25 protein-coding genes are annotated in these 25302 nt (G+C 31.7%); 15 read left to right on the top strand and 10 right to left on the bottom strand.

All coding sequences use genetic code 11. The features are described 5' to 3' along the window. Window positions 1–29: 29 nt before the first annotated feature. Genes VIM70_RS15110 through VIM70_RS15100 form a run of 3 tightly spaced genes read right to left on the bottom strand, consistent with a single transcriptional unit; the run spans window position 30 to window position 4196 of the window. Window positions 30–1355, bottom strand: a complete 1326-nt coding sequence (locus tag VIM70_RS15110; protein ID WP_331946604.1) for a replication-associated recombination protein A — start codon at window positions 1353–1355, stop codon at window positions 30–32. Between the two features lie 36 nt (window positions 1356–1391). Further along, window positions 1392–2492, bottom strand: coding sequence for a toxic anion resistance protein (locus VIM70_RS15105; protein WP_331946603.1), 1101 nt, complete (start codon window positions 2490–2492; stop codon window positions 1392–1394). A gap of 57 nt (window positions 2493–2549) precedes the next feature. Continuing rightward, complete coding sequence (locus VIM70_RS15100) at window positions 2550–4196, bottom strand: YceG family protein (protein WP_331946602.1); 1647 nt, start codon at window positions 4194–4196, stop codon at window positions 2550–2552. A gap of 258 nt (window positions 4197–4454) precedes the next feature. Between VIM70_RS15100 and rsxC the strand changes: the two genes are divergently transcribed. From rsxC to VIM70_RS15065, 7 genes are all read left to right on the top strand, one after another. After that, entirely contained in the window at window positions 4455–5777 is a 1323-nt protein-coding gene (gene rsxC, locus VIM70_RS15095; RefSeq protein WP_331946601.1) for an electron transport complex subunit RsxC, read from the top strand. Between the two features lie 15 nt (window positions 5778–5792). Continuing rightward, the gene (locus VIM70_RS15090) at window positions 5793–6713 is read left to right on the top strand and encodes an RnfABCDGE type electron transport complex subunit D (RefSeq protein ID WP_331946600.1); all 921 of its coding nucleotides are present in this window, start codon (window positions 5793–5795) and stop codon (window positions 6711–6713) included. Next, the gene (locus tag VIM70_RS15085; protein ID WP_331946599.1) at window positions 6714–7280 is read left to right on the top strand and encodes an RnfABCDGE type electron transport complex subunit G; all 567 of its coding nucleotides are present in this window, start codon (window positions 6714–6716) and stop codon (window positions 7278–7280) included. Beyond that, window positions 7280–7972, top strand: coding sequence for an electron transport complex subunit E (locus VIM70_RS15080; RefSeq protein WP_331946598.1), 693 nt, complete (start codon window positions 7280–7282; stop codon window positions 7970–7972). The genes VIM70_RS15085 and VIM70_RS15080 overlap by 1 nt, the downstream gene beginning before the upstream one ends. A 166-nt stretch (window positions 7973–8138) precedes the next feature. Then, on the top strand, window positions 8139–8726 hold the full coding sequence (rsxA, locus tag VIM70_RS15075; protein WP_331946597.1) for an electron transport complex subunit RsxA: 588 nt from the start codon (window positions 8139–8141) through the stop codon (window positions 8724–8726). A gap of 6 nt (window positions 8727–8732) precedes the next feature. After that, window positions 8733–9572 (top strand): RnfABCDGE type electron transport complex subunit B, encoded by an 840-nt coding sequence (locus VIM70_RS15070; protein WP_331946621.1) that lies wholly within the window; start codon window positions 8733–8735, stop codon window positions 9570–9572. 140 nt (window positions 9573–9712) lie between these two features. Next, the gene (locus VIM70_RS15065) at window positions 9713–9910 is read left to right on the top strand and encodes a hypothetical protein (protein ID WP_331946596.1); all 198 of its coding nucleotides are present in this window, start codon (window positions 9713–9715) and stop codon (window positions 9908–9910) included. A gap of 378 nt (window positions 9911–10288) precedes the next feature. On the opposite strand, the gene VIM70_RS15060 is transcribed toward VIM70_RS15065, so the two are convergent. The 3 genes from VIM70_RS15060 to VIM70_RS15050 all read right to left on the bottom strand — a co-directional run bounded on the left by VIM70_RS15060 (window position 10289) and on the right by VIM70_RS15050 (window position 11723). Beyond that, window positions 10289–10792, bottom strand: a complete 504-nt coding sequence (locus tag VIM70_RS15060; RefSeq protein WP_331946595.1) for a Gx transporter family protein — start codon at window positions 10790–10792, stop codon at window positions 10289–10291. Window positions 10793–10816: 24 nt separating this feature from the next. Next, a complete protein-coding gene (locus tag VIM70_RS15055) occupies window positions 10817–11218 on the bottom strand; it encodes a NusG domain II-containing protein (protein ID WP_331946594.1) in 402 nt (133 codons plus the stop codon). Window positions 11219–11516: 298 nt separating this feature from the next. Further along, on the bottom strand, window positions 11517–11723 hold the full coding sequence (locus VIM70_RS15050) for a hypothetical protein (RefSeq protein ID WP_331946593.1): 207 nt from the start codon (window positions 11721–11723) through the stop codon (window positions 11517–11519). A gap of 656 nt (window positions 11724–12379) precedes the next feature. On the opposite strand from VIM70_RS15050, the gene VIM70_RS15045 reads away from it, so the two are divergent. From VIM70_RS15045 to VIM70_RS15010, 8 genes are all read left to right on the top strand, one after another. Further along, on the top strand, window positions 12380–14212 hold the full coding sequence (locus VIM70_RS15045) for a peptide ABC transporter substrate-binding protein (RefSeq protein ID WP_331946592.1): 1833 nt from the start codon (window positions 12380–12382) through the stop codon (window positions 14210–14212). A 109-nt stretch (window positions 14213–14321) separates the two neighbouring features. Further along, window positions 14322–15251: an ABC transporter permease gene (locus VIM70_RS15040; protein ID WP_331946591.1), complete on the top strand. Its 930-nt coding sequence runs from the start codon at window positions 14322–14324 to the stop codon at window positions 15249–15251. Window positions 15252–15255: 4 nt separating this feature from the next. Then, on the top strand, window positions 15256–16539 hold the full coding sequence (locus VIM70_RS15035) for an ABC transporter permease (RefSeq protein ID WP_331946590.1): 1284 nt from the start codon (window positions 15256–15258) through the stop codon (window positions 16537–16539). Between the two features lie 12 nt (window positions 16540–16551). Next, on the top strand, window positions 16552–17604 hold the full coding sequence (locus VIM70_RS15030) for an ABC transporter ATP-binding protein (RefSeq protein ID WP_331946589.1): 1053 nt from the start codon (window positions 16552–16554) through the stop codon (window positions 17602–17604). A gap of 1 nt (window position 17605) precedes the next feature. Then, complete coding sequence (locus VIM70_RS15025) at window positions 17606–18580, top strand: oligopeptide/dipeptide ABC transporter ATP-binding protein (RefSeq protein WP_331946588.1); 975 nt, start codon at window positions 17606–17608, stop codon at window positions 18578–18580. A 304-nt stretch (window positions 18581–18884) separates the two neighbouring features. Then, entirely contained in the window at window positions 18885–19466 is a 582-nt protein-coding gene (locus VIM70_RS15020; RefSeq protein ID WP_331946587.1) for a 5-formyltetrahydrofolate cyclo-ligase, read from the top strand. A gap of 56 nt (window positions 19467–19522) precedes the next feature. Further along, window positions 19523–20251 (top strand): HAD-IB family hydrolase, encoded by a 729-nt coding sequence (locus VIM70_RS15015; RefSeq protein ID WP_331946586.1) that lies wholly within the window; start codon window positions 19523–19525, stop codon window positions 20249–20251. A gap of 126 nt (window positions 20252–20377) precedes the next feature. Further along, window positions 20378–21454, top strand: coding sequence for a diguanylate cyclase (locus VIM70_RS15010; RefSeq protein WP_331946585.1), 1077 nt, complete (start codon window positions 20378–20380; stop codon window positions 21452–21454). Between the two features lie 368 nt (window positions 21455–21822). Here the strand turns inward: VIM70_RS15010 and VIM70_RS15005 are convergent, their stop codons facing one another. From VIM70_RS15005 to VIM70_RS14990, 4 genes are all read right to left on the bottom strand, one after another. Continuing rightward, window positions 21823–22131 carry a hypothetical protein gene (locus VIM70_RS15005; RefSeq protein ID WP_331946584.1) on the bottom strand — a complete coding sequence of 103 codons (309 nt, stop codon included), beginning with the start codon at window positions 22129–22131 and terminating at the stop codon, window positions 21823–21825. Window positions 22132–22787: 656 nt separating this feature from the next. Further along, entirely contained in the window at window positions 22788–23249 is a 462-nt protein-coding gene (gene ribE / locus VIM70_RS15000; RefSeq protein WP_331946583.1) for a 6,7-dimethyl-8-ribityllumazine synthase, read from the bottom strand. 67 nt (window positions 23250–23316) lie between these two features. Further along, entirely contained in the window at window positions 23317–24519 is a 1203-nt protein-coding gene (locus tag VIM70_RS14995) for a bifunctional 3,4-dihydroxy-2-butanone-4-phosphate synthase/GTP cyclohydrolase II (RefSeq protein ID WP_331946582.1), read from the bottom strand. 124 nt (window positions 24520–24643) lie between these two features. After that, window positions 24644–25294 carry a riboflavin synthase gene (locus VIM70_RS14990; protein ID WP_331946581.1) on the bottom strand — a complete coding sequence of 217 codons (651 nt, stop codon included), beginning with the start codon at window positions 25292–25294 and terminating at the stop codon, window positions 24644–24646. Window positions 25295–25302 lie beyond the last annotated feature (8 nt).

The following is a 25302-nucleotide window of genomic DNA, read 5'->3' as shown; positions in this document are numbered from 1 at the left end:
ATATAAACCTAAAGTTTATATTACCTGATTTATTTTTCCATACTTTTTAACATATTAAGTCTCTCTTTTATTTTTTTCTCATATCCATTTTCAGATACTTCATAATAAATTGTGTCAACTAGCTCGTCAGGTAAATATTGCTGAGCTACATAATTCCCTTCGTACGCGTGTGGGTATAAATATCCTACCCCGACCCCAAGTTTCTTTGCACCCTTATAATTCTGGTCCTTTAAATATGTTGGTATACTTCCTATATTTTTTTCTTCTATATCTTTAAGTGCTTTATTAATAGCCATATAAGATGCATTACTTTTGGGAGCTGATGCTATATAAATTGCAGCCTGGGCGAGTATTATTCTTGCTTCAGGCATTCCTACAAATTGAACTGCCTGTGCTGCATTATTTGCAACAATCATAGCAATAGGATCAGCATTTCCAACATCCTCAGATGCAGCTATTACAATTCTCCTTGCAATAAATTTAGGATCTTCCCCAGCATATATCATTCTTGCTAAGTAGTGCACTGTGGCATCTGGGTCAGAACCCCTCATACTTTTAATAAAAGCAGAAATTACATCATAATGTTCATCTCTATTCTTATCATATTGTATATGCTTTTTTTGCATACATTCCTCTACGACCTCAAGTGTTATGTTTATTTTCCCCTCTTTATCTCTATCCGTAGTTAGTACTGATAATTCTAGGGCATTAAGTGCACGTCTTGCATCACCGTTGGCCATGCTCGCAATATAATTTATGGCTTCTCTTTCCATACATATATTAGTATTTCCAAAACCATCCTTTTCATTTTGTAGAGCCTTAGTTATAATACATTTAATATTTTCTTCATTTAAAGGTTCCAACTTAAATAACATAGACCTAGATATTAATGCATTATTAACTTCATAATATGGATTTTCTGTGGTTGCTCCAATTAAAATTAATGTACCCTTCTCAACGAAAGGCAATAATGCATCCTGCTGAGCTTTGTTAAATCTATGGATTTCATCTATGAATAAAATTGTTTTAATATTATACATTCCTAAGTTATTCTTTGCCTCGATTACAACTTCTCGTAATTCCTTAAGTCCATCAGTTACAGCATTAAGTCTAACAAAATTAGATTTTGTTGAATTTGCTATAACTTTCGCCAAACTAGTTTTACCAGTACCTGGTGGACCATAAAGTAGCAAGGAAGTTATTTTATCTGCTTTTATAGCTCTCCATAAAAGTTTTCCTTTTCCTAAAATATGCTCTTGACCTACATAATCTTCTAATTTTCCAGGCTTTAACCTCTCAGCAAGTGGTGCATCTTTTAGTAAGTTTTTTTGTGCTTGTAACTCAAACATATCCATTTTATTCACCCTTTATTATTTCCTTCTGATATAAAGTTACTTTAAAGATTTCTGCTTTAGTTTTTCTGACATATCATGTAATTTAACTATTCCAGCTTCTCTTGCTTTTTTATTTTCTTCTTCTATACTATTTGTTTCTTCAATACCTTGCATAATAGTATTCCAAGTTTTCTCTAGAGTTTCAATTTTTACACTTGTGCCTCCAGTTAATTTTGCTATATCAACACTTTGACTTCTTATATTTTCAGCATTTTTCATTAATAATTCGTTAGTAGTCCTATCGAGTTCCGCTAAAGAATCTGATACTAACTTCTGTTTTTTTAATGCAATAGCCTGAATTATTCCGTTTTTGAATACTGGTATAGTTATTATAAAAGCAGAATGTACTTTAGATATCAGCTTATAATTTCCCCTTTGAATCATTTTAATTTGAGGAGCGGTTTGTAATGATACCATCTTAGCCATCTCTAAATCATAAATTCTCTGCTTTAGCATCTCAAGACTAGCTTTAGCATTTTCATAATTTATTATATTTATTTGTTCACCATTCCCTGTTAAGACCTCAAGCCTGGTCATATCTTCCTTTTCAAATTTTTCCGCAATCATATTACCAGCAGCAATGTATTTTTCTAATTCTCCATAATACTCGAAATTTTGATTATATAAACCTTCAAGCAATAAGTTAGAACTATTTATTTCAACCTTATACACACTAAGCTGAGTATAAATCTTGTCTATTTCTCCACCAATAGTTTTATACTTACCCATCATTTTGTCGATAGCTTTACTTGGCTTACTAAACAATTTTCCAAAGAAGCCGGTTTTTTCTTCTTCAAAATCTTGCTTGTCAAACTTTTTCATTATACTTGTAAGTTCCCTTATCATAACACCTGAATTTTCAACACTGCTTGTTTTAATAGAATTTAAAATTTGATCAGCAAATTTTGATATTAAAGCTGCTGGTTCATTCCCAAATTCTAATATTGCATTTGCATCTTTAATATTTAAATTTGATGCAATTTGAATTACTTGTGGTGAAGTTTTAACCTGATTATTTATGCCTATAGCCTTTTTCTCTATATTCTCATCTTCAATTTTCTCATCGTAAATTTCAAGTACTTGATTGCTTTTTTCCATTTTCCCACTCCTCTTCGCTATTAGAATAACTTCAACAAATCTTAACTACTTTAAATATCAACTACCAAACAAATTTTGAAAAAATCCTTTTTTCTTATCTGCATTTTTTTTAAACTGTAACTTAAAACTAACATTTTCTAATCTATGAGTGTCATATTGATCATTATCAATAAAATTCTCTATGTCATTATATCCTGACGGGTTGTAAATAATAATATCTATTCCCATAGAATCCATAAATGTAAGCATTATACAATCCTCAAAAGATAGGTTTCCATTTTGTTCATTATTATAAATTACAATTTTAGGAACTTCTTCCGAGTAATCATATGATTGCAATAATTCAAGTATTGGTGTGTCTAAATTTATTAAAACAGAAAAAATATCAACTTGTAAATCTCTTAAATCTTCTTTCTCAACGTTTATTATTGTAGGATTTAAACATAAAGCTTTAATTTTCTCAGCAATATTTTTTTGAAGCCCAGATCTGAGATCCTTGTATTTCCACCAAGATGAGTTAATCATTTCTATAGTATCAAAATTGGAAAAAACATTATTCGGATATATTTGATTAAACTTTCCATATTCCAAATGTACTGCATCAATTATAGGTAATTCTTTATAAAATTTAGTTAATTTCCCAGTTGCTACTTCGTTAATTTCTTTCCAATAAATATCAATATTTTCATGTGTCCCACAAACCTTAGAAAAAATATTAGACACAACTACAGTAGAACCTTTAACATTAAAACCTTCTCTTATATGCGCTTTTTCCTTAATCCATATATATATTTCTTCATAAGTAGTATTAAGGGTAACTACCTCTAAATCATAATCCGCAAACTGCCAAGGCCTATAAAACCCTGAATCATCTGTAAACAACGTCTTATTAAGCTCTTCCTTAGCACTATAAGCCGTGGTCTTAATTCTATCTTCCATATTAGTTGGAAAGGGTTTAATTTTACACTTATAACTATAAACAATTTCCTTAGAAAAAGCATTGTATTTATCAATTTCATAAAATGATCCAGGATTTTCAGGATTAAAGTATATAATATCACAACCTAATGTTGATAGTAAAATCAAATAAAAAACTTCTTCTTTTGAAATATTTCCATAAAACATTACCTTAGGATTAATATTAATGTAATCAAATTTTTCAAACAACTCTTTAGAATAAATATTTATCCAATGAACAAGATAATTTATAATAACTTTTATATCCTTATTATTTATTGTTTCATTACTTTTAATATAATATTCTATTAATCCTTTCATATTGTTCTTAATTTGTTGCAATAAAACTTTGTTGGTTAAATCAGGGAAAAGGTTATTATCACCTATTAGATTTATAATTAGAGAAACATCTAAAACCTCAGTGAGTAATACTTTCTCCCAAATATCATTTAATACATTTTGAAGTTTTATACTAATGTTCTTATCCATGCCCTCATTAAATTTAATGTAACATAATCCAATTTTTTTTAATTCTTTGTCCACACTATATAAGTTCTCATAATAATCTTTCTCATTGTTTTTCATACCTATAAACCTATAAAAATACTTAGGTATAGTAACTACATTAGAATTATATTTAAATTCGCTTCTTTTGCTGACCTCGATTTTTAAACTGCTTATGATATCTTCATTTATGTCTAAATTTATACTATTAATTTCCAAATTATTCAAACTATTCTTTTCCATATTCACCTTACCTTTTCATTGTATTTTCCCGTAAATATAGTTTTTTACCCATAGTAATTATACCATACTAAACTCATTTTTTTCATTGTAATATATTTTTAAAATTCTTAAAAGAATCTTACTTTTGTTTAAGCTATCCTTTTTAATGAAAACAATACTATAATATACACAAAAGTAGTAATATATATAGTATAATTTACTTTATATGCAACAGGATTAATATTTTTATGTTCAAAACGAACTACAAGGAGGTTTATAATGGGACTTTTGACTTTCAAAAAAGGCATTCACCCAAATGGTAGAAAAGACTTAAGTATGAACAAAGCAATTCAAGATTTGCTTCCAATAGGCGATTTAGTATTTCCTATGCAACAACATATTGGCGCACCATGTGATCCTTTAGTAAAAAAAGGTGATAGGGTATTTGTGGGTCAGAAAATAGGTGAATCCAAAGCCTTTGTATCAGCACCAATATATTCAAGTGTATCTGGAACTGTAAAAGATATATCCCCACGACTTCATAGTAATGGAACAATGGTATTGTCTATTATTGTGGAGAACGATAATACATATGAAGAGGTACAAACTTTAACTGCACATAATGATTATGAAAAACTGTCTAAACCCGAACTTGTAGCTATCATTAAAGATGCTGGTATTGTAGGTATGGGTGGAGCCGGTTTTCCAACTCATATTAAGCTTAACCCGCCAGCAGATAAAAACATCGATAGCATAATAATAAATGCTGCAGAGTGTGAACCATATTTAACTTGTGATTACAGACTTATGCTTGAAAAATCAAATGAAATAGCTATAGGCTTAAAAATTATTCTTCAGATGTTCCCGGGTGCTCGTGGTTATATTGGAATAGAAAATAATAAGCCTGATGCAATTGATGTTATGAAAAAAGCTTGCGTAAATCTAAGTAATGTAGAAGTTACTCCACTTATTACAAAATATCCTCAAGGTGCAGAAAAACAATTAATTTATTCAATCACAGGTCGTGAATTATCTTCTGGAAAACTTCCTGCAGATGTTTCCTGTATAGTTCAAAATGTTGGTTCTGCGTATGAAATCTATAATGCTGTAGTAAATGGAAATCCTCTAATAGAGAGAGTTTTAACAGTGACTGGAGAGGCAATTAAAGAGCCTCTTAATTTAAGGGTAAAATTCGGAACTTCTATGGAAGAAGTTATCCAGGCTGCTGGTGGATTTAAAGAGACACCTGTTAAAGTAATTTCAGGTGGACCTATGATGGGAATGGCTTTAAGTTCTTTAAATACGCCTGTAATTAAAGGCACCTCAGGGATACTTTGTTTAACAAAACAGCAAGCTAAATTAAAAGAAGAATCAAGCTGCATACGATGTGGAAAATGCATGGGGGTTTGCCCTATGAATTTAAACCCTACAAAACTTAATTCTTTAGTTTTAAGAGGTAAGTATGAGGATTTCGAAGAATACCATGGTATGGATTGTATTGAGTGTGGTTGTTGCTCTTATGCATGCCCAGCAAAACGTCATTTAACTCAAACCTTCCGTGAAGGTAAACGAACAGTAAATATTAATAGAAGAAAAAAATAGATAGAGGTGATTTATATGTATACAGTATCTTCATCCCCACACATAAAATCAAACGATTCTGTGCAGGGTATAATGAGAGACGTGATAATAGCATTAATACCTGCTACCCTTGCTGGAATATATTTTTTTGGAATGAAAGCATTTTTAGTTACATTAGTATCTGTACTATCATGTATTTCAGCAGAAGCGCTATGGCAAAAGCTCACTCACAGAAAAATTACAATTAGAGATCTTAGTGCAGTTGTAACTGGTTTATTGCTTGCTTTTAACTTGCCCGCCGCTGTTCCACTTTGGCTTCCTGCAATTGGAGGATTTTTCGCAATTATTATTGTAAAACAATTTTTTGGTGGAATTGGGCAAAATATAATGAACCCTGCTTTGGCTGCTAGGGCATTCTTACTCGCTTCTTGGCCAGTTCATATGACTAATTTTACTGTTGATGGTGTTTCAGCTGCTACAGCCCTTGGAATACTTAAAGAAGGTGGCGGCAAATTACCTAGTCTAATGAACGTTTTTATTGGTAATGTTGGTGGTTGTATTGGTGAAACTTCTGTAATTGCATTACTAATTGGTGCAGCTTATCTACTATATAAGAAAATAATTAGCTTACATACTCCAGTCGCATTTATTGGTAGTGTATTTATTTTAACTTTTATATTAGGCAGAAACGGTCTTATGACTGGGAATGCATTATATGAAATTTGTGCTGGTGGATTAATTCTTGGTGCTTTCTTTATGGCAACAGATTATTCAACTTCTCCAATGACTAAAAAAGGGCAAGTTATATTTGGAATAGGATGTGGAGTTTTAACCACAGTAATACGTTTGTATGGTGGTTATGCCGAAGGAGTATCTTACTCTATATTAATAATGAGTTTGTTTGTTCCATTTATTGATAAGTTTACTGCTCCACGCATTTTTGGGGAGGTGAAATAATTGAAAGAAAATATAAAATTGGGTTTGATTTTACTTTTAATTACAGGAATTGCAGGATTGTTACTTGGTGGTGCCTTCGAAATAACTAAAGCACCTATAGCGGCTTCCATTGAAGCAAATAGACAATCTGCTATGAAAGAAATATTACCGCTCGCGGATAAGTTTATTAAAGCAGATATAAAAATTAATGATAAGGTCTCAGAGGTTAATTCTGGAATGAAGGGTACTGACATAACCGGATATGCTATAAAAGTTGCTCCAAAAGGATACGGTGGACCAGTAGAAATCATGGTTGGAATATCAACTACAGGAAAAATTACTGGAATTAAAATTTTATCTCACACCGAAACCCCTGGTCTTGGTGCTAATGCACCACAACCTAAATTTTCAGATCAATATAAAAATAAACCTATAAAAGAAAAATTAGAGGTTGTAAAAGTAATCCCTTCAAAGGACAATCAAATACAAGCTATTACAGGTGCAACTATAACATCAAAAGCTGTAACACTTGGTGTTAATGATGCTGTTGCTTTTTACAACTCTTCATTGAAAGGAGCTAAAAAATAATGGGCGCATTTTCTGAAAGATTAAAAAACGGTATAGTAACCGAAAATCCACTATTCGTGCAAGTTTTGGCTACATGCCCAACCCTTGCTGTTACCACGAGTGTAAACAATGCTATAGGTATGGGACTTGCAGCTACAGCAGTGCTTATCGGTTCTAATCTTTTTATATCGGCATTAAGAAAAGTAATTCCTGATAAAGTTCGTATACCAGCTTATATTACAATAATAGCTGCTTTCGTTACATTAATACAGTTCTTATTACAAGGATTTGTTCCCTCGCTTTATAACTCCCTTGGAATTTTCATTCCACTTATAGTTGTAAACTGTGTAATTCTTGGACGTGCTGAAGCTTATGCATCAAAAAACAAAGTACTTCCTTCAGTTTATGATGCCATCGGAATGGGACTTGGTTTTACCGTAGCATTAGTAATTGTAGGTTCAATAAGAGAAGTACTTGGAGCTGGTGCAATATTCGGATTTAAACTATTTGGTAACTCCTTTGAACCAGCAATAATTATGATTTTAGCACCTGGAGCATTTATCACCCTTGGGATTATAATGGCACTATTAAATCAAAGATCAATAAATAAAACAAATAAAGTTTATAATAAAATTGCACATTTTCATGAAATTGATCCATTAACTGGTGAGTGTTCTGGATGTGGGTCTTGCGCTCATAGTTGCAAAAAATAATTTTATTTAACGACATTTCAGGAGGAAAGTCACCGCTTCTACAAACGGGGGATAGTTACTCTAGTAAAAATAAACCTTCGGTAGGTAGTCTAAATCTCCTTCTGAAGTCGTTAATATTACATCACCGAAGGTGATGATTTAACTTTGTTAAGAAAGGTGGATGGAAATGAAACTTTTTTCAATATTTATAAGTGCATTTTTAATAAATAACTTTTTATTAGTTAAATTCCTTGGAATATGTTCTTTTCTTGGAGTTTCTAAAAAAACTGAAACTGCAAAAGGTATGGGACTAGCGGTAGTATTTGTTATGTTTATATCTTCATTTATGTGTTATGGAGTATTCAACTGGATTTTAGTCCCTCTGCACATAACATATTTATCAACTCTAGCATTCGTTTTAGTTATTGCTGCACTAGTTCAATTTGTTGAAATGGTAATTAAAAAAACTCAACCAAGTCTCTATAAAGCACTTGGAATATATCTTCCCTTAATAACAACTAACTGTGCGCTTCTTGGTATGGCAGTTATAAATATAGGTGAAAAATATAACTTAATAGAATCCATGGTTAATGCCCTTGGAGCTGCTCTTGGATACATGCTTGCAATTGTACTACTAGCAGGTCTAAGAGAAAGAATGGAAGAGAGTGATAATATGCCTTTATGCTTTAGAGGTTTACCTATTTCATTAGTTACTGCAGGTCTCATGGCTATCGCATTTTTAGGTTTTAGCGGTTTAAAATTAGGGGGTATTTAAGTGGATATAAATAATTTAATATACCCAGTATTAAGCATTGGTGGTATGGGACTTGTATTTGGAGTGGTACTTGGTTATGCTAACAAAAAATTTCATGTACCAGTTGACCCTAAAGTACCACTAGTTAGAGAAGCATTACCAAGCGCAAATTGCGGTGCATGTGGATATGCTGGTTGTGATGCTTATGCAGCAGCAGTAGTTGAGGGCGGTACACCACTAAATTTATGCTCAGTTGGTGGAGGTCCTGTTGCTGAAAAAATCGGAGAAATAATGGGCGTATCCGTTGAAATTGAAAGTCCTAAAGTGGCCTTTGTAAAATGTAAAGGGACTTGTAACGTTGCTAAAGAAAAATATGAATATGACGGAATTAGAGATTGCCGCCAAGCAGTTATTGCTCCTGGAGGTGGTCCTAAAGCTTGCTCTGATGGTTGTTTAGGTTTTGCAAGTTGTGTAAGAGCCTGCGAGTTCAATGCCCTTCACATCATCGATGGTGTAGCTGTAGTATACAAAGATAATTGTGTTGCTTGCGGTGCATGTATTGAAGTATGCCCTAAGGATTTAATAGAGTTCGTTCCAGCAGATCAAGAAGTACTTATTGAATGTAACTCAAAATCAAAAGGAAAAGCTGTAAAAGACAACTGTCAAGTTGGATGTATTGCTTGCCAGATGTGCGTAAAAGTTTGTCCAACCCAAGCGATTACAATGGTTAATAACTTAGCTACAATAGACTTTGATAAATGTATACAATGTGGACTATGTGCTACAAAGTGTCCCACAAAAGCTATTTCTAAGCCCTTAAAAGCTCATGAAGAAGATAGTAAAACTCCTGTTGAGACTAAGATTTAAAATCAATCCGTTTGTTTTTGAAATATTTTTGATGAAATAACATAAAGATACCGTACTAATTAAAATTATAATTAATACGGTATCTTTTATTTGTAGCTCTGTTAACTTTGTATTTGATCTTAAATAATAGGAGGTTTACTATGAAAGGACTAAAAGAAATAATTGCTGGAACTGGCTTCTTAATTAGTGGTGCATTAGGCGTGGCAATAGGTAATTTGGAAATCACCTTAAATACCGCAGGTGGATATAAACACTCAGTTACATATCTTTTGTTTATGTTCTTCATTATAGTCGGACTTATATATACAATCCTGGGATTTTTGAAAAAAGATGATTAACTAATAATAAAAGATGAGCAGAAGGTCACGCTAACCCTTCTGCTCATCTTTTATATCCTGAAACTAATATTAGGAAATCTAATTTAGTAATTCTTTTTTTTCCTTTTCCTTGCTTTTCTACCTCTTCACCGCATAACACTAGAATATAAATTTTTCCAAAGTGACTTGCAATAAGAAGCAAAAGGACTATTGAAATTTAATTTAGTAATTCTTCTTTTGCGACTATAAAATTCTCGTAAGCCTGCCAGGACGGCAGGCTAGCGAACCCGAGCCAGGACGGCGAGTGTAAGCGTTAGAGAATTTTATATTCGCAAAAGATTAGAATTTCTTAATGAAATTTCCAGTCCCTAGCTCTTATTGCAAGGCACTCTGGATATTTTATATCCGCGTCATTATCTTCTCTAGTCTATTTTTTAATACGCTAGCCAAAATACCAATAAAATACCCTGTAACAATAGCCGAGATTAGCAATACTGGTAAATAAACATATATTCTTAAATCATTAATTATGAAGGCAGCTACAAGTAATTGACCTACATTATGGAACACAGATCCACAAACGCTAATTGTAGCGATACTTAATACATTTTTAAAATACTTGTAAAGTAACATCATTACTAAATTACTTAGCACTCCACCTGCAATGCTAAACATAAAAGCTGACATACTTCCTCCAAACATAGAACCCAATATGGTTCTTAAAAACATTATCAAAAATGCTTCCTTCCACCCGAATAAAATTAAAGCCACTAATGATATAGAATTAGCAAGTCCTAACTTTATTCCTGGAAATAACACTGGAATCTGAGCCTCGATTAAATAGATAACTAAAGCCATTGCAACTAACATACTAAGTAAAATCAACTTTTTAGTCTTTCCCATATTTTCACCTACATCTTTTAAATTTTAAAATGAAGTACTATCAATTCCGCTACTTGCTTGTCCCTCAATAGTAATTATAAGTTTGAAGGGTAAACATACAATCATCTGCCCCGGTTGTGAAATATCTCCACTTTTAACACACTCTTTATGTAAACAATTAGCATCTATAATCTTAATAGTCTTATCTTTAACCAATATGGTATTATAATCACCATTACCAGATTTTATTGTAAACTCTTGTGGTTTTACAGCCTTATTTAAATCAATAGTCTTAAGCACCTTTCCATCTTGTTTAATAACTGCAATATTTCCCGTTCCTTTAATGGCGGTTTTGTATATTGATGTTGCACTTAGGGATATTATAACAATAATTAAAAGTATTATTCCAACTATCTTATCTCCCTTTTTCATGTGTAAATTTTTCATGTTCCCTCCCCCACCTCTATATTATTTTCAAATACATTATACTACACGTATAATTGAAATAACTTCATAAAACATATAAATTTAAAATATAAATAATTATTTACAATTATTTATATTTTATCAAATTTTTCATAAAATCGCAAGCAAAGTTAGATGTTATTCATCATATTTTTCCACTTGCTCAAAATAAATTTAACTTACAAATACTTTTATAACTTTATTTACATTGTATGTAAATAATAAAGGTACAGAATAAAATTCTGTACCCACTTTCAAATAATTACAAATATATATAATTCTAATATGCCCTTTGATCTCCATTTAAAATATTCTCAATTTCTACTGCTATTTCACGGCCTTTTTTGTAGGAATTAAGTCTATCTTGTGGCACTGAGTCTTTATATCTATCCTCACCAGATAGAAAATCTACAATGCCTTTCTTTGCACTTGGTACATCTCCAACGTGTTCTATTCCATTGACTTCTCTTATTTTTGAATAATCCATGAATATTCCTCCCTATACATCTTATGGATACTGAATATTTATTAATATCACAGTATCACACTATTATACTTATAGACTTCCCATTTTATAATTTTTAATGTACTAATATAATATACTAATATAATGTACTAAAAAATGTAGTATTGTATTATTGTAAATTATGAGAATATTAAGAAAATAACTGATAATAATACAATATATTTTCATTATGAAATCTTTATTGCATAAATAGATAAAATTTACAGGTTATTATAAATTTTCTTTAATATTAAGGGTTAATTAAGTACTTTTAAACAATAATTTTGAAAATATAAAAATTAAAATGAATCAAAATAATACTTTTTATCACATAGACGTCAAATAACAGTATATTCTTATAAATATTTTTTTTAATAAAACTTGCTCTAACGATTGACACTTAACGGTTTTAATGGTAGCATTAAAAAAAAGAATTTGGATTTTTTTAATATATATTAATTGTAAATAAGCGTTATCAATTAATATACTAATTATTAAATCTAAATATCAACCTTATGTTACATATTTTCTAATATCATAATAAATTTTCAGGAGGCAACTCAAAAACTGCTGTCTGAAATTTATATACATTAAAGGGAAACAAAGTTTTCCATTTTTAAAATAGGGGGGGTTATATAATGAAAAAGAAAAGATTAGTTGCTTCATTAGTAGTAGCTATGTTTGTATCCACAGGAGTACTTGCTGGATGCGCAAAAAAAGCTGAGGTGGCAAAGGTTGCGGTGCCACAAGTATTAAATTATTATACTACTGCAGAACCAGAAACATTGGACCCACAACAGATAAGTGGAGCACCAGATTTCCAGATTTCAAATATGTTTGCTGAAGGTTTAGTTCGTTATAGTAAAGAAGAAGGTAAATATGATCCAGGAGTTGCTACAAAATGGACTTTAGATGCAAAAACCAATACTTATACTTTTGAATTAAACAAAAATGCAAAATGGGCTGATGGCACAGTTACTACTGCTAAAGATTTCTTCTTTGGTTGGAAACTAGCACTTGATGGTAACAGTCCATATGCATTTATGATCACAGATTACGTTGCAGGCGCTGCAGATTATGCAAACCTTACTAGTGAAAGTTTTTATTCTGAAAAAAATGCTACATTTAAAGCTTTAGTTGCTAGTCGTGAGGCTGAATCAGACAAAACTAAGAAAGCTGCTTTGGCTGCAAAGGTTGCTGCTTCATTAAAGCTAATGCCTGCAGCTATGAAAACAGATTATGATGCACAGAAAAAAGATTTATGGTCAAAAGTTGGAATCAAAGATGTAAACGGGAATCTTGAAGTTAAACTTTCAAAAGTATGCCCATATTTTATAGGGCTAACTGCTAATTCTGTTTATTTCCCTGTAAGTGAAGCTTTTTATAATGCTCATCCAAAGGATTACTCTCTTGAAGCTGTAGGCTTAAACAGTAATGGTCCATGGAAAGTTACAGCATGGAAACATAATGATAGTTTTACATTACAAAAAAATGCTAACTACTGGAACAAAGCTAATATAAAACTTGATACAATAAATTTAAAAGTTGTTACTGATATTGCTACAAGAACAAACCTTTTAAAGACAGGTGCTTTAGACGGTTCTAAAATCCAAGCTAATGATATCAAGACATTTCAAGATAAAGCAGTGCTTGATCAATATAAACTTCAAGATTTAGTTGATATGCCTGACTATACAGTATTTTATCTTGAGTTTAATCAATTTAACAATAAAATAACATCTAATAAGAATATAAGAAAAGCTATATCACTCGCTATTGATCGTAAGGGACTAGTTGAAAGTGTTACACAAGGAGATATCGCTGCACTTTCATTAATTCCAGATAACTTCCCAGGCCTTACCAAGACTTTCCGTGAGGAGAATGGTGCGGCTTTAATAGAAGATAATCAACCAGCAAAAGCTAAAGAAGCTTTAGCACTTGGACTTAAAGAATTAGGTCTCGCTAAATTACCAGCTCAAGATGTTTTATTTGATGAAGGAGATGTTGGTAAGAAACAAGGCGAAAAAATGCAATCAGATTTAAAAGCTATTGGAATTGATATTAATCTTATACCAGTTGCATGGGGCGATAAATTAACAAGACTTAAAAGTGGAGATTTTGGTATTTGTGCTAGTGGTTGGGGACCAGATTATGTTGACCCAATGACTTACTTAGATTTATTTGAATCAACAAATGGAAATAACTATGGTAGATATAATAATCCAGTATATGATAAATTAATCCAAGATGCTAAAAAAGAAGCAGACAAAACAGTAAGAATGGGTTATTTATATAAAGCTGAAAAATTATTAATGTCTGATTCTGTTATTGCACCAAGATATTTCAGAATTGCTCATATGACATATAAAACTTATGTAACAGGAGTTGTTAATAGAGGCGCAGGCCCAGCTACAGATTTCTATTGGACTAGTGTAGATATGGCAGCTAAAAATGCTGAGACAACAAAATAAATTTAATTTAAATTATTAATAAATAAGGTAGGGTATATGTTATTTTAACGTATACCTTTTCTTCTATTAATTCATAGTTTGAAGTATTATTATACATTGGAGGTAAAGAATGGTTAAATTTATTTTAAAAAGAACAGCTTTTGCAATAATTACAATAATATGCATTGCAACTATAACCTTTGCATTAATGAAAGCATTACCAGGAGATCCTTTTCATAATCCAAAATTGAAGCCAGAATTAAGACAAGCTTTATTACAAAAATATGGATTAGATTTACCTATTTCTCAACAATATATTAAATATATGAGCAACTTAGCTCATGGAGATCTTGGACTTTCTTATAAATATGTTAACCGTCCAGTATCTCAGGTAATAAAAGAGAGTTTTCCTAAATCTTTTGCTCTGGGTTGGAGAGCTATGACCTACTCAGCTTTCTTTGGAATACTCTTTGGCGTAATAGCAGCTTTAAAACATCAGAAGGCGCCAGATTATATTATAATTTTCATTTCTATTGTAGGTGTATCTGTTCCCAGCATTGTAATGGGACCGCTACTGGCCTACTATTTTGGCGTCACCTTAGGTTGGCTTCCTGTTACCGTAACTGATAGTCAACTTTCTATGATTTTACCATCCTTTACTTTAGGACTTGGTACTCTGGCTTTTGTAGCTAGATTAATGCGCTCAACTACACTTGAGGTACTTGGTCAAGACTATATTCAGACTGCAAAATCTAAAGGACTCTCAACTTCTAAAATAGTATGGAGCCATGTAATTCGTAATGCTATAATGCCAGTTGTTTCAGTACTTGGACCAGCGTTTGCAGGCATTATAACAGGATCTATTGTTATAGAAAATGTTTTTGCAGTTGCAGGACTTGGGGGATATTTTGTAACCACCATTACAAATCAAGATTATTCTATGACTATGGGTATAACACTTTTCTATGCAGTACTAATAATAGTGTCTCTTCTCGTGGTTGATATAGCATATGGCTTAATTGATCCAAGACTTAAAATATCAAGTAAAGGTGGCGAGTAGCTAAATGGATAAAATTGAAAAGGAGCAATTCGAACTTGTTGGTAAAAATCTCGAAGCTGCTCAGAATATAAAACGCCCAAGTATGTCATATTTACAAGATGCCTTTAGAAGATTAAAAAAGAATAAACCATCTGTAATATCATTTTGGATTTTAGTAGTATTAATTTTTATGGCGATAGTTGGTCCAATGATTTCAAAGCAACTTTATGGACATACCTATAGAACGCAACACTTGAGTTTACAAGACCAAACTTCTATTCTCTCAAATCAAAGAAGTGTAAAATTATCTTCTAATTCTGTGTTTAACTACTCAAAGTACAAACCTAACCTTAGAAAAACACAAATAGAATTTAAAAAAGTTGATCTTAAAGGACAATCTGGAAAAGTAGGCTTTATAATTGGTGATAAATCTGAGGCATCCTATCAAGGTGACCTAAAAGAATATAAATTAGAAATAAATACCACTTCTACTGATAATTGGGATTCAATTATCACAAAACTAAATACTGAAGCAAACAATATTTTGAAAAAGGACCCGGCTTTTAGAGGGGTTACTTTCAAAAAAAGTGGGAGTAATTTATTTGTAGAAACAATTGGTGTAAAAAAATTCAACAGCACATATTGGCTTGGAACTGATGACCTTGGCCGTGATTTATGGACTAGGCTTTGGGAAGGTTCAAGAGTTTCTTTCATTATTGCAATAGTATCAGTATTATTTACAGGATTATTTGGTGTTGTTTATGGCGGAATTTCTGGGTATATTGGTGGAACATCTGATAATATTATGATGAGAATAATTGAAATTCTTATGGTTATTCCGGATATGTTATATATTATGTTATTGTCCATTGTCATGCCAAGGGGAATTACAACCATTACCATTGTTCTAGCATTTACAGGCTGGATGGGAACTGCAATATTGGTTCGTGGAGAAGTTTTAAGACTAAAACACAGCGAATATGTACTTGCATCTCAAACCTTAGGTGCGGACGCAAATAGAGTTATTTTTAAGCATTTGATACCAAATTGTATGGGACCAATAATAGTTAACATGACTATGATGATTCCAAAGATGATTTTTGCAGAAGCATTTTTAAGTTTTATAGGGCTTGGCGTACCAGCACCATATGCGTCTCTCGGAGTTCTTGTTAATGATGGAGCAAAGATTTTTTATCAATACCCACATTTACTTATAATACCATCAATTGTATTATGTTTAATTATGCTTGCATTCAATATACTTGGTGATGGTCTAAGAGATGCACTTGACCCTAAACTTAGGAAATAGGAGGTTACTTACATGAAAAAAAAGATATTAGAAGTGGAAGATCTTAGCGTTTCTTTTGATACATATGCAGGCGAAATTCAAGCAGTTCGTGGAGTTTCCTTTGAACTATTTGAAGGAGAAACTTTAGCTATTGTTGGAGAGTCTGGTTGTGGTAAATCTGTAACTGCGAAATCTATAATGAGACTGAACCCTGAACCACCTGCACGTTTTAAAGGTGGCAAAATTATCTTTAATGGCGAAGATATAATTGGTAAATCTGAAAAGGAAATGAAGGAAATTAGAGGTAAACAGATTGGTATGATATTTCAAGACCCAATGACCTCTCTTAATCCTACAATGACAATTGGGAAACAAATCTTAGAAGGGCTTAGGAGTCATAAAAGCAACCTTACAAAAGAAGAAGCCACTAATGTAGCTCTCGATATGTTAAAGCTTGTTCAAATACCAAATGCAAAAGAACGGATTAATGATTACCCACATCAATTTTCTGGCGGAATGCGTCAGCGTGCTATGATAGCAATTGCATTGGTATGTAATCCACAACTTCTTATTGCTGATGAACCTACAACTGCACTGGATGTAACAATTCAAGCTCAAATACTTGAATTAATGAAAAATTTGCAAAAAACCATAAACACATCTATTATAATTATCACTCATGATTTAGGTGTTGTTGCTAATATTTCACATAGAGTAGTAGTTATGTATGGTGGAAAAATTGTAGAGTATGCAGATACTAATGAATTATATTATAATCCAAAACATCCATATACCTGGGGGCTTTTAAGTTCAGTACCAAGAGTAGACATTGATAAAACTGGAAATAAATTATCATCAATAGAAGGTACTCCTCCAGATTTATTTGCTCCTCCCCTTGGATGCCCATTTGCGGATAGATGTGAATATTCAATGAAAATTTGCAGAGAAAAAATGCCTCCATCTTTTGTTATTAGTGATTCACATGGATCCGCTTGTTGGTTAAGTCATCCTGATGCTCCAAAAGTAGCCACTCCTAGTCTTTTAATAAAATCTACTGAGGCTATTGAAAAGAGAGGTGAAGTTTAAAATGATTGAAAAAGATAAAAAAGAAATACTTCTTAGTGTTAAAAACTTAAAAAAATACTTTTTTGTTGGAAAAAACCAATATTTGAAAGCTGTTGATGATGTAACTTTTGACATTTACAAAGGTGAAACACTAGGTCTTGTTGGAGAATCCGGTTGTGGAAAATCAACCTGTGGGAGAACTATTTTAGGGATGTATAAAGCTACAGGAGGTACTGTTGAGTTTGAAGGTACATCTATTCATAAGCTAAAAGGAAAAGCTTTAAAGTTATATAATAGACGTGCACAAATGATTTTTCAAGACCCTTATGCTTCTTTAAACCCTAGAATGCTTGTATCTGATATTGTTGCAGAAGGTATTGATATTCATAATCTTAGTCGTGGGCAAGCTCGAAAGAAAAGAATTGATGATCTTTTAGAATTGGTTGGACTAAATAAGGAGCATGCTAACAGATTTCCACATGAATTTAGTGGTGGTCAGAGGCAGAGAATAGGAATAGCTCGTGCACTTGCAGTAGATCCTGATTTTATAGTATGCGATGAACCTATATCAGCCTTAGATGTTTCAGTTCAAGCTCAAGTAGTAAATTTACTTCAAGAATTACAAACAGATTATGGTTTAACATACTTGTTTATCGCCCATGATCTTTCAATGGTTAGATATATTTCGGACAGAGTTTGCGTAATGTATCTTGGTTCCCTAGCAGAGCTTGCTAAAAGTAGTGTTTTATACACCAAACCACTTCACCCTTATACTCAGGCTTTGCTTTCATCCATTCCAATACCAGACCCAGTTATTGAAAAAACCAGGCAAAGAATAATGCTTGAAGGTGATGTTCCTAGCCCTATAAACCCTCCTAACGGATGCAAGTTCGTTGATAGATGTAATAAGGCTATGGATATATGTCGCGAAAATAGGCCCAAAATGGTAGAGATAGAACCAGAACATTTTGTTGCATGTCATTTATTTGATAAATAATATAAGATGTCTTCAAAAACTGATGAAATTTTATTTCATCAGTTTTTTTGTTTATTAATATCTTTGTGAATGACCATCTTTATAAAATTACACTTTTGTAATTTATTGGTACCATTTTACATTCTTTATCATATAATATTATAAAAATTGAGATTAACAAGTAAAAAATACGATCTTATATATGGTTCTGCAAATTGCATATGCAAAAAACATATGTTATAATAACTTAAAATTTACAGTATTTAAGTGTTTTTTACTTCATCAACTTTTATATGAATAATGCAATATTTTTTTGGGGGTACTTATGGAAAATAATCTTAAGGTTAATTTGAGAAAAGATATACTAAGTCAAAGGAAAAACATGAAAATTCAGAATGTAAGTGTTTTTAGCGAAAAAATTATAAGCAAAATTATTGGATTACCCGAATTTATAAATTGCAAAAATATCATGTTATACATAAGTTTCAACAAAGAGGTAGATACCTATCCTCTTGCTAAGTGGTGCCTAGTCAATGGTAAAGTAGTAGTTGCACCCTATTGTATTCATTCCGATAAAAAAATAATACCATTTGAAATAAATAATCTTACAAATGATCTTACTAAATCTACTTTCGGCATTATGGAGCCGAAACATGATTTATTAAAGATGGTTAACATTAAGGATATAGATTTAATTATAGTGCCTGGCGTAGTATTTGATAATCATTGCAATAGGATAGGTTTTGGTGTCGGTTATTATGACAGATTTTTATCCAAAAAATCAAAAGATACTTTAACTATTGGTATAGCCTATGACTATCAAATAGTTGATAAAATTCCTATCAATGAATATGATGTTCCACTTGATTTAATAATCACTGAGAAAAGAACAATATTTTCTAAATAATTAATTATATTATAAAAGTATCTTATTTAATTATACTGATGTTGGAGGTGGCCCTTATGAAAAAACAAATAGCTGCTTTTTTTGATATTGATGGTACCCTTTATAGAGATAGTTTAATGACAGAGGTATTTAAAAAATTAATTAAAAGCGAAATAATTGAAAATGATAGATGGTACAAAGAAGTGAAACCATATTATGTTAAATGGGATAAGAGAATAGGAAATTATGATAATTATTTGCTTAAAATGGCTGATATTTATACCGAAGCTATAATTGGGCTTCATAGGTCTCAAATTGAGTTTATTGCTAGGCAAGTTATAAAGCAAAAGGGCGATAGAGTTTATACCTTCACTCGTGATAGAATTAAATGGCATAAAAGTCAAGGTCATATAATTATTACCATATCGGGTAGCCCTATTGAACTGGTACGCGAAATGTCTATAAAATATGGTTTTGATGATTATGTGGGAACAAAGTATACATTAAACGAACATGATATTTACACTGGTGATATTATTCCTATGTGGGATAGTGTTAGTAAAAAATCTGCTATAGAATATTTTGTAGATAAATATAACATTGATTTGAGTCAGAGTTATGCTTATGGAGATACATCAGGTGATTACACTATGTTAAAGTCAATTAGCAACCCTACAGCAGTAAACCCAACTCGGGAACTTCTCCTAAACATTTTAGACGATGATGAATTAAAAGAAAAAATCAGTATAATGTTAGAAAGAAAAGATGTGGTTTATAGTTTGCGTCCAGAGCATATTAAAATATAATATTATCCTTTATTTTCACTTTTTACAAAAAAACTTTATTTGGCTAAAAAACTACTATATAATCTAATATATAGTAGTTTTTTTATCCTAATTCTCAAAACATTTTGTTTTGAAAGGAGTTCCCTAATGTTAAGAGACTCATTTGTTAACTCTGCAATACTAATTTCCTTTATTTTTATAAGTAGTCAAATATTTAAAAGAAATTTTCTTAACCTATCAGTGTCAAATACAGATAAATTTTATTTTGGATTATCAAAAGGAATACTTGGTATTATCTTAATGTTATTTACTATTCGTATTAACCCAGTAGTTATTATGGATCTTCGTCATGTTCCAATTTTATTAGCCGCTTATTATGGTGGTGCATTTTCATCAATTATTGCTGGCCTTGTTATTGCCTTATTTAGAATAGGTTACTTTGGTGTGAGTACACCTGCTATAATAGCATCTATTAATATGTTAAATGTTTCTATTGCTTGTGCTATTATATCAAAATTAAATCTAAGTGGATTAAGAAAATGGATTTATATGAACATTATAAGTTCCTTCATTATTACATCTACATTTTTATTAATTATTAAAGATTTAATAGTACTTCGTAATACACTTATTTATTTTTGGATAGCTTCTTCTATAATTGGGACTTTAGCATATTATATTACAAATTACATGAATACTTCTATTAAATTGATTAATAGATTAGAACAAGAGTCAACTATAGATTTTCTTACTGGTTTAAATAACGTTAGACAATTTGATAATTCCCTAAACAAATCATATGTAAATGTAAAAAATAAAAATGAACGTTTATCAATTTTAATTATCGATATAGATTTTTTTAAAAAAGTAAACGACACCTATGGTCATTTAGCAGGCGATTCTGTATTACAGGAATTAGGAATTGTATTATCTACCTCTAGTAGAAGTTTTGATATTGTATCTAGAATTGGTGGCGAAGAATTTTCTGTAATTTTACCAGATTGTCCAAGAAGACAAGCAGTAGAAGTTGCGGAGCGTTTAAGAGTAGCTGTAGAAACTCATGAGTTTGTTCTGCCAGATCAAATTAAAATTAATATTACTATTTCTATAGGTGCTGCCACATACCCTGATAATGTATCTGATTTGGAAACCTTAGTAAATCAGGCTGACACAGCATTATATTCCGCTAAACATTCTGGAAGAAATAAAGTATGCACCCCTTAATATCTTTTTCCCAAACTAAAATAAAAAAAAGTGCGACCTATGAAGTTTCTCCTGAGTGGCACTCCCCGAGAAACTTCATACTATATCACATTTACGCTAAGATATATCTAGTATGGATGGCATATGAGGAAATAATAAATCTCAATAAACCCCACAAAAAAAATCTTTTAGCCGGTAGGCTGCAGATGTGGTACATATGATTTGAATTTTATATTCACAAAACAAGAATTTCCACATGAAATTTCAAGAGTTTTCTGTGACAACAGAAAACTCCTAAATCTCAACTATAAAAAAAGTTATCCACATTGTTTTCCGCAAGGTGTTTTCTATAAAATAAACATTATAGAGGTACGTGACTTCTATTATGTTTATTTTTTTTTGATTGAGAATCTTCTTTTGGATATTATCGAATAAACAATCCATATAATAAACAAACTTCCGATTGTTATATTTGTTATAATATCCCTTAATAAAGGTATACCTTGTCCAAGAAAAGTACCAAATAGGATTATCCCTCCCACTAAAATCAATATAAACCTATTTAGTTTTATATATTCACCGTAGTTCTCGCCCTTATAATTTTTCCCCTGTTTCTTCTCAAAATTTAATCCAGATACAACAGCCGCACACCCCATCATAACAAATATAATAGTAAACACACTATCGCTAAGTCCCATTCGAAATACCCCCTTAAAACACTTAAATTTCACTATATTAAGAGTAGTATATCATAGATATACATAAATCAAAAACAACAAGGGGCAAACAACAATTAATAATTGATGTTTACCCCTAATTACTACCTAGTCTCACAAGTTAACATAAAATTCTAGCTGAATATCAGCATGGTATTTCTCAGTCATGACTTTCAATACGAAAGCCAAAACTATTGAAATTTAATTTAGCAATTCTTTCTTTTGCGAATATAAAATACCCGTAAGCCTGCTCAGGAAGTCATAACAATTAACAATTATTATTTTCCCCTAATCAACACCCACCCTCACAGGTTAACTTAAAATAGCAGCTGAATATTAAGCATGGGATTTCTCCGTAGTGACTTGCAATAAGAGACGTAGAAACTATTGAAATTTAATTTAGCAAATTCTTCTTTTGAAAATATAAAATTCTCGTGAGCTTGCCAGGACGGCAAGCTAGCGAACCCGAGACAGGACGTCGAGTGTGAGTGCATAACAATTAATAATTGTTATGTCCCCCAGCGAACTACCCAGAGGCAGAGAATTTTATATTTTCAAAAGGTTAGAATTTCTTAATTAAATTTCCAGTTTCAAGTCCATTTGCAAGGCACGTAGGAGAAATCCCATGCTTTTTCCCTCTATATTTCTCTTAACAAATTCGCCATTTCTATTGCAGTTACTGCAGCATCATATCCTTTGTTACCAGCCTTTGTCCCTGCCCTTTCTATAGCCTGCTCAATATTTTCTGTAGTAAGTACTCCAAAAATAACTGGAACCCCTGTTTGTAATGTTACAGCTGCAATTCCTTTAGTAACTTCACCAGCTACAAATTCATAATGTGATGTAGCGCCCCTTATTACTGCTCCTAAACATATAACACCATCATACTTTCCGGACTTAGCCATCTTTTGTGCAACTAGAGGTATCTCAAAAGCACCGGGAACCCATGCAATCTCCACACTTTCTTCGTCAACGCCATGACGTTTTAAACCATCTAGTGCTCCTGATAGTAATTTTCCACCTATAAACTCGTTAAACCTTGCTACTATAATTCCAAATTTTAAACCCTCTGCTATTAATTTACCTTCATATACTTTCATTTCAAATCCTCCTATAAATTTTATATTTTTTAACTATCAATTAAATAATTACCTTTTAATTTTAAATTTATTTTAAATCTAGTAAATGGCCCATTTTTTCTTTTTTTGTTTGCAAGTAAAACTTATCTTTTTCATTATGGTTCATTTCTATAGCTACTCTTTCAATTATATCAATGCCATAACCTGAAATTCCTGTTATTTTTTTAGGATTGTTAGTCATTAGTCTTATCTTTGTAGCACCTAGAAGTTCTAATATCTGAGCTCCAATGCCGTAATCTCTCATATCTACTGGGAACCCTAAAGCTAAATTTGCTTCTGCTGTATCCATTCCTTTATCTTGAAGACTGTATGCCTTTAGCTTATTAATTAATCCTATTCCACGTCCTTCTTGCCTCATGTAAAGCAAAATTCCACTATCTTCTTTTGATATAGCTTTCATTGCCGCATCATATTGTTCTCCACAATCGCATCTTCTTGATCCTAATGCATCACCAGTAAGACATTCAGAATGAACCCTTACAAGTACAGATTCATTTTTTCTTACATCTCCTTTTACTAATGCTACATGATGTTCTCCATTTAACTTATTTACAAATCCATAAATAGTAAAATCTCCATATCTAGTTGGCATTTCAGCCTGAGTAACCATTTCTACAAGGCATTCAGTTTTTCTTCTATATGCTATTAAATCTACTATAGTAATTATTTTCAAATCATGTTTTTCCACATACTCCATAAGTTCTGGCACTCTTGCCATTGTTCCATCTTCATTCATAATTTCACAAATAACACCTGCAGGATATAGTCCAGCAATTCTTGCTAAATCAACAGCTGCTTCAGTATGACCATTTCTATTTAGTACTCCACCGTCTCTTGCTGCTAGTGGGAATACATGACCTGGTCTATTAAAATCTTTTGCTGTTGATTCAGGATCCAAAACCTTTAATATAGTAGTAGCTCTTTCTGCTGCAGATATTCCTGTAGTCGTAGTTACAGCATCGATTGACACAGAAAATGCTGTTCCATGTGCATCAGTATTGTTTACAACCATTGGATTTATATTTAATTTATCTAATCTTTCTTTAACTATAGGCATACATATAAGTCCGCGAGCATATTTAGCCATAAAGTTTATATTTTCTTGAGTAGCCATTTCTGCTGCTATAATTATATCACCCTCGTTTTCCCTATCTTCGTCATCTACCACAACAACCATTTTACCGTTTTTAATATCTTCTAAAGCTTCTTCAATAGTATTAAATTTATACATTAGTACACCCCTTTTTTATCACATTCAGTGCTGTTCATCACCTATGGTGCTATTCATCACCTATGGTGCTGTTCATCACTTTCACTGATATAATTTTTATTGTTACATCTACGCTTTCAAAAATTTATACAAATCCATTATTCTCAAGAAAACCCATACTAATAGATTTTTTTTCTTTTGTCTCATCACCATATTTCAGTAATTTTTCAACATATTTTGCCATCATATCATTCTCTAGGTTAACTACGTCTCCAACTTTCTTAATTACTAAAGTAGTTTCTCCCTTGGTGTGAGGTATTATTGATACTTTAAATATATTTTCATCAACATATGCTACAGTTAAGCTAATTCCATCAATTGCTATGGAACCTTTATGTACAATATATTTTAATATATCCTTTGAAGTTTCAACAGACACCCAAGTAGCATTCCCCTCATTACTTAAATTAATAATAGTTCCAATTCCATCAATATGACCACTAACTATATGGCCTCCTAGTCTATCACTTAATTTAAGTGCCCTTTCTAAATTAACCTGAGAACCTGGTTTCAATTTTCCTAAATTACTGCTTCTTATAGTTTCTGCCATTACATCTACACTAAAGCTATCTTTTGTAAATTCTGTTACGGTAAGACACACGCCATTAGTGCTAACACTGTCACCAAGCTTAATGCCATTCATAATCTCTGTAGCTTTTATAGTAATTTTTCCAAACTTAGCACCTTTTACAATGGATGTTATCACACCCATTTCCTCAATTAAGCCTGTAAACATCTATTCAC

This window comes from Clostridium sp. (genome assembly GCF_036569345.1).
Classification (GTDB): domain Bacteria; phylum Bacillota; class Clostridia; order Clostridiales; family Clostridiaceae; genus Clostridium_AD.
This window is presented reverse-complemented; position numbering and strand designations above follow the sequence as displayed.

Coding starts and splice junctions, on each gene's coding strand:
- VIM70_RS15110 (WP_331946604.1), bottom strand. CDS start 1,355: ATGGATATGTTTGAGTTACAAGCACAAAAAAACTTACTAAAAGATGCA.
- VIM70_RS15105 (WP_331946603.1), bottom strand. CDS start 2,492: ATGGAAAAAAGCAATCAAGTACTTGAAATTTACGATGAGAAAATTGAA.
- VIM70_RS15100 (WP_331946602.1), bottom strand. CDS start 4,196: ATGGAAAAGAATAGTTTGAATAATTTGGAAATTAATAGTATAAATTTA.
- rsxC (WP_331946601.1), top strand. CDS start 4,455: ATGGGACTTTTGACTTTCAAAAAAGGCATTCACCCAAATGGTAGAAAA.
- VIM70_RS15090 (WP_331946600.1), top strand. CDS start 5,793: ATGTATACAGTATCTTCATCCCCACACATAAAATCAAACGATTCTGTG.
- VIM70_RS15080 (WP_331946598.1), top strand. CDS start 7,280: ATGGGCGCATTTTCTGAAAGATTAAAAAACGGTATAGTAACCGAAAAT.
- rsxA (WP_331946597.1), top strand. CDS start 8,139: ATGAAACTTTTTTCAATATTTATAAGTGCATTTTTAATAAATAACTTT.
- VIM70_RS15065 (WP_331946596.1), top strand. CDS start 9,713: ATGAAAGGACTAAAAGAAATAATTGCTGGAACTGGCTTCTTAATTAGT.
- VIM70_RS15060 (WP_331946595.1), bottom strand. CDS start 10,792: ATGGGAAAGACTAAAAAGTTGATTTTACTTAGTATGTTAGTTGCAATG.
- VIM70_RS15055 (WP_331946594.1), bottom strand. CDS start 11,218: ATGAAAAATTTACACATGAAAAAGGGAGATAAGATAGTTGGAATAATA.
- VIM70_RS15050 (WP_331946593.1), bottom strand. CDS start 11,723: ATGGATTATTCAAAAATAAGAGAAGTCAATGGAATAGAACACGTTGGA.
- VIM70_RS15045 (WP_331946592.1), top strand. CDS start 12,380: ATGAAAAAGAAAAGATTAGTTGCTTCATTAGTAGTAGCTATGTTTGTA.
- VIM70_RS15040 (WP_331946591.1), top strand. CDS start 14,322: ATGGTTAAATTTATTTTAAAAAGAACAGCTTTTGCAATAATTACAATA.
- VIM70_RS15035 (WP_331946590.1), top strand. CDS start 15,256: ATGGATAAAATTGAAAAGGAGCAATTCGAACTTGTTGGTAAAAATCTC.
- VIM70_RS15030 (WP_331946589.1), top strand. CDS start 16,552: ATGAAAAAAAAGATATTAGAAGTGGAAGATCTTAGCGTTTCTTTTGAT.
- VIM70_RS15025 (WP_331946588.1), top strand. CDS start 17,606: ATGATTGAAAAAGATAAAAAAGAAATACTTCTTAGTGTTAAAAACTTA.
- VIM70_RS15020 (WP_331946587.1), top strand. CDS start 18,885: ATGGAAAATAATCTTAAGGTTAATTTGAGAAAAGATATACTAAGTCAA.
- VIM70_RS15015 (WP_331946586.1), top strand. CDS start 19,523: ATGAAAAAACAAATAGCTGCTTTTTTTGATATTGATGGTACCCTTTAT.
- VIM70_RS15010 (WP_331946585.1), top strand. CDS start 20,378: ATGTTAAGAGACTCATTTGTTAACTCTGCAATACTAATTTCCTTTATT.
- VIM70_RS15005 (WP_331946584.1), bottom strand. CDS start 22,131: ATGGGACTTAGCGATAGTGTGTTTACTATTATATTTGTTATGATGGGG.
- ribE (WP_331946583.1), bottom strand. CDS start 23,249: ATGAAAGTATATGAAGGTAAATTAATAGCAGAGGGTTTAAAATTTGGA.
- VIM70_RS14995 (WP_331946582.1), bottom strand. CDS start 24,519: ATGTATAAATTTAATACTATTGAAGAAGCTTTAGAAGATATTAAAAAC.
- VIM70_RS14990 (WP_331946581.1), bottom strand. CDS start 25,294: ATGTTTACAGGCTTAATTGAGGAAATGGGTGTGATAACATCCATTGTA.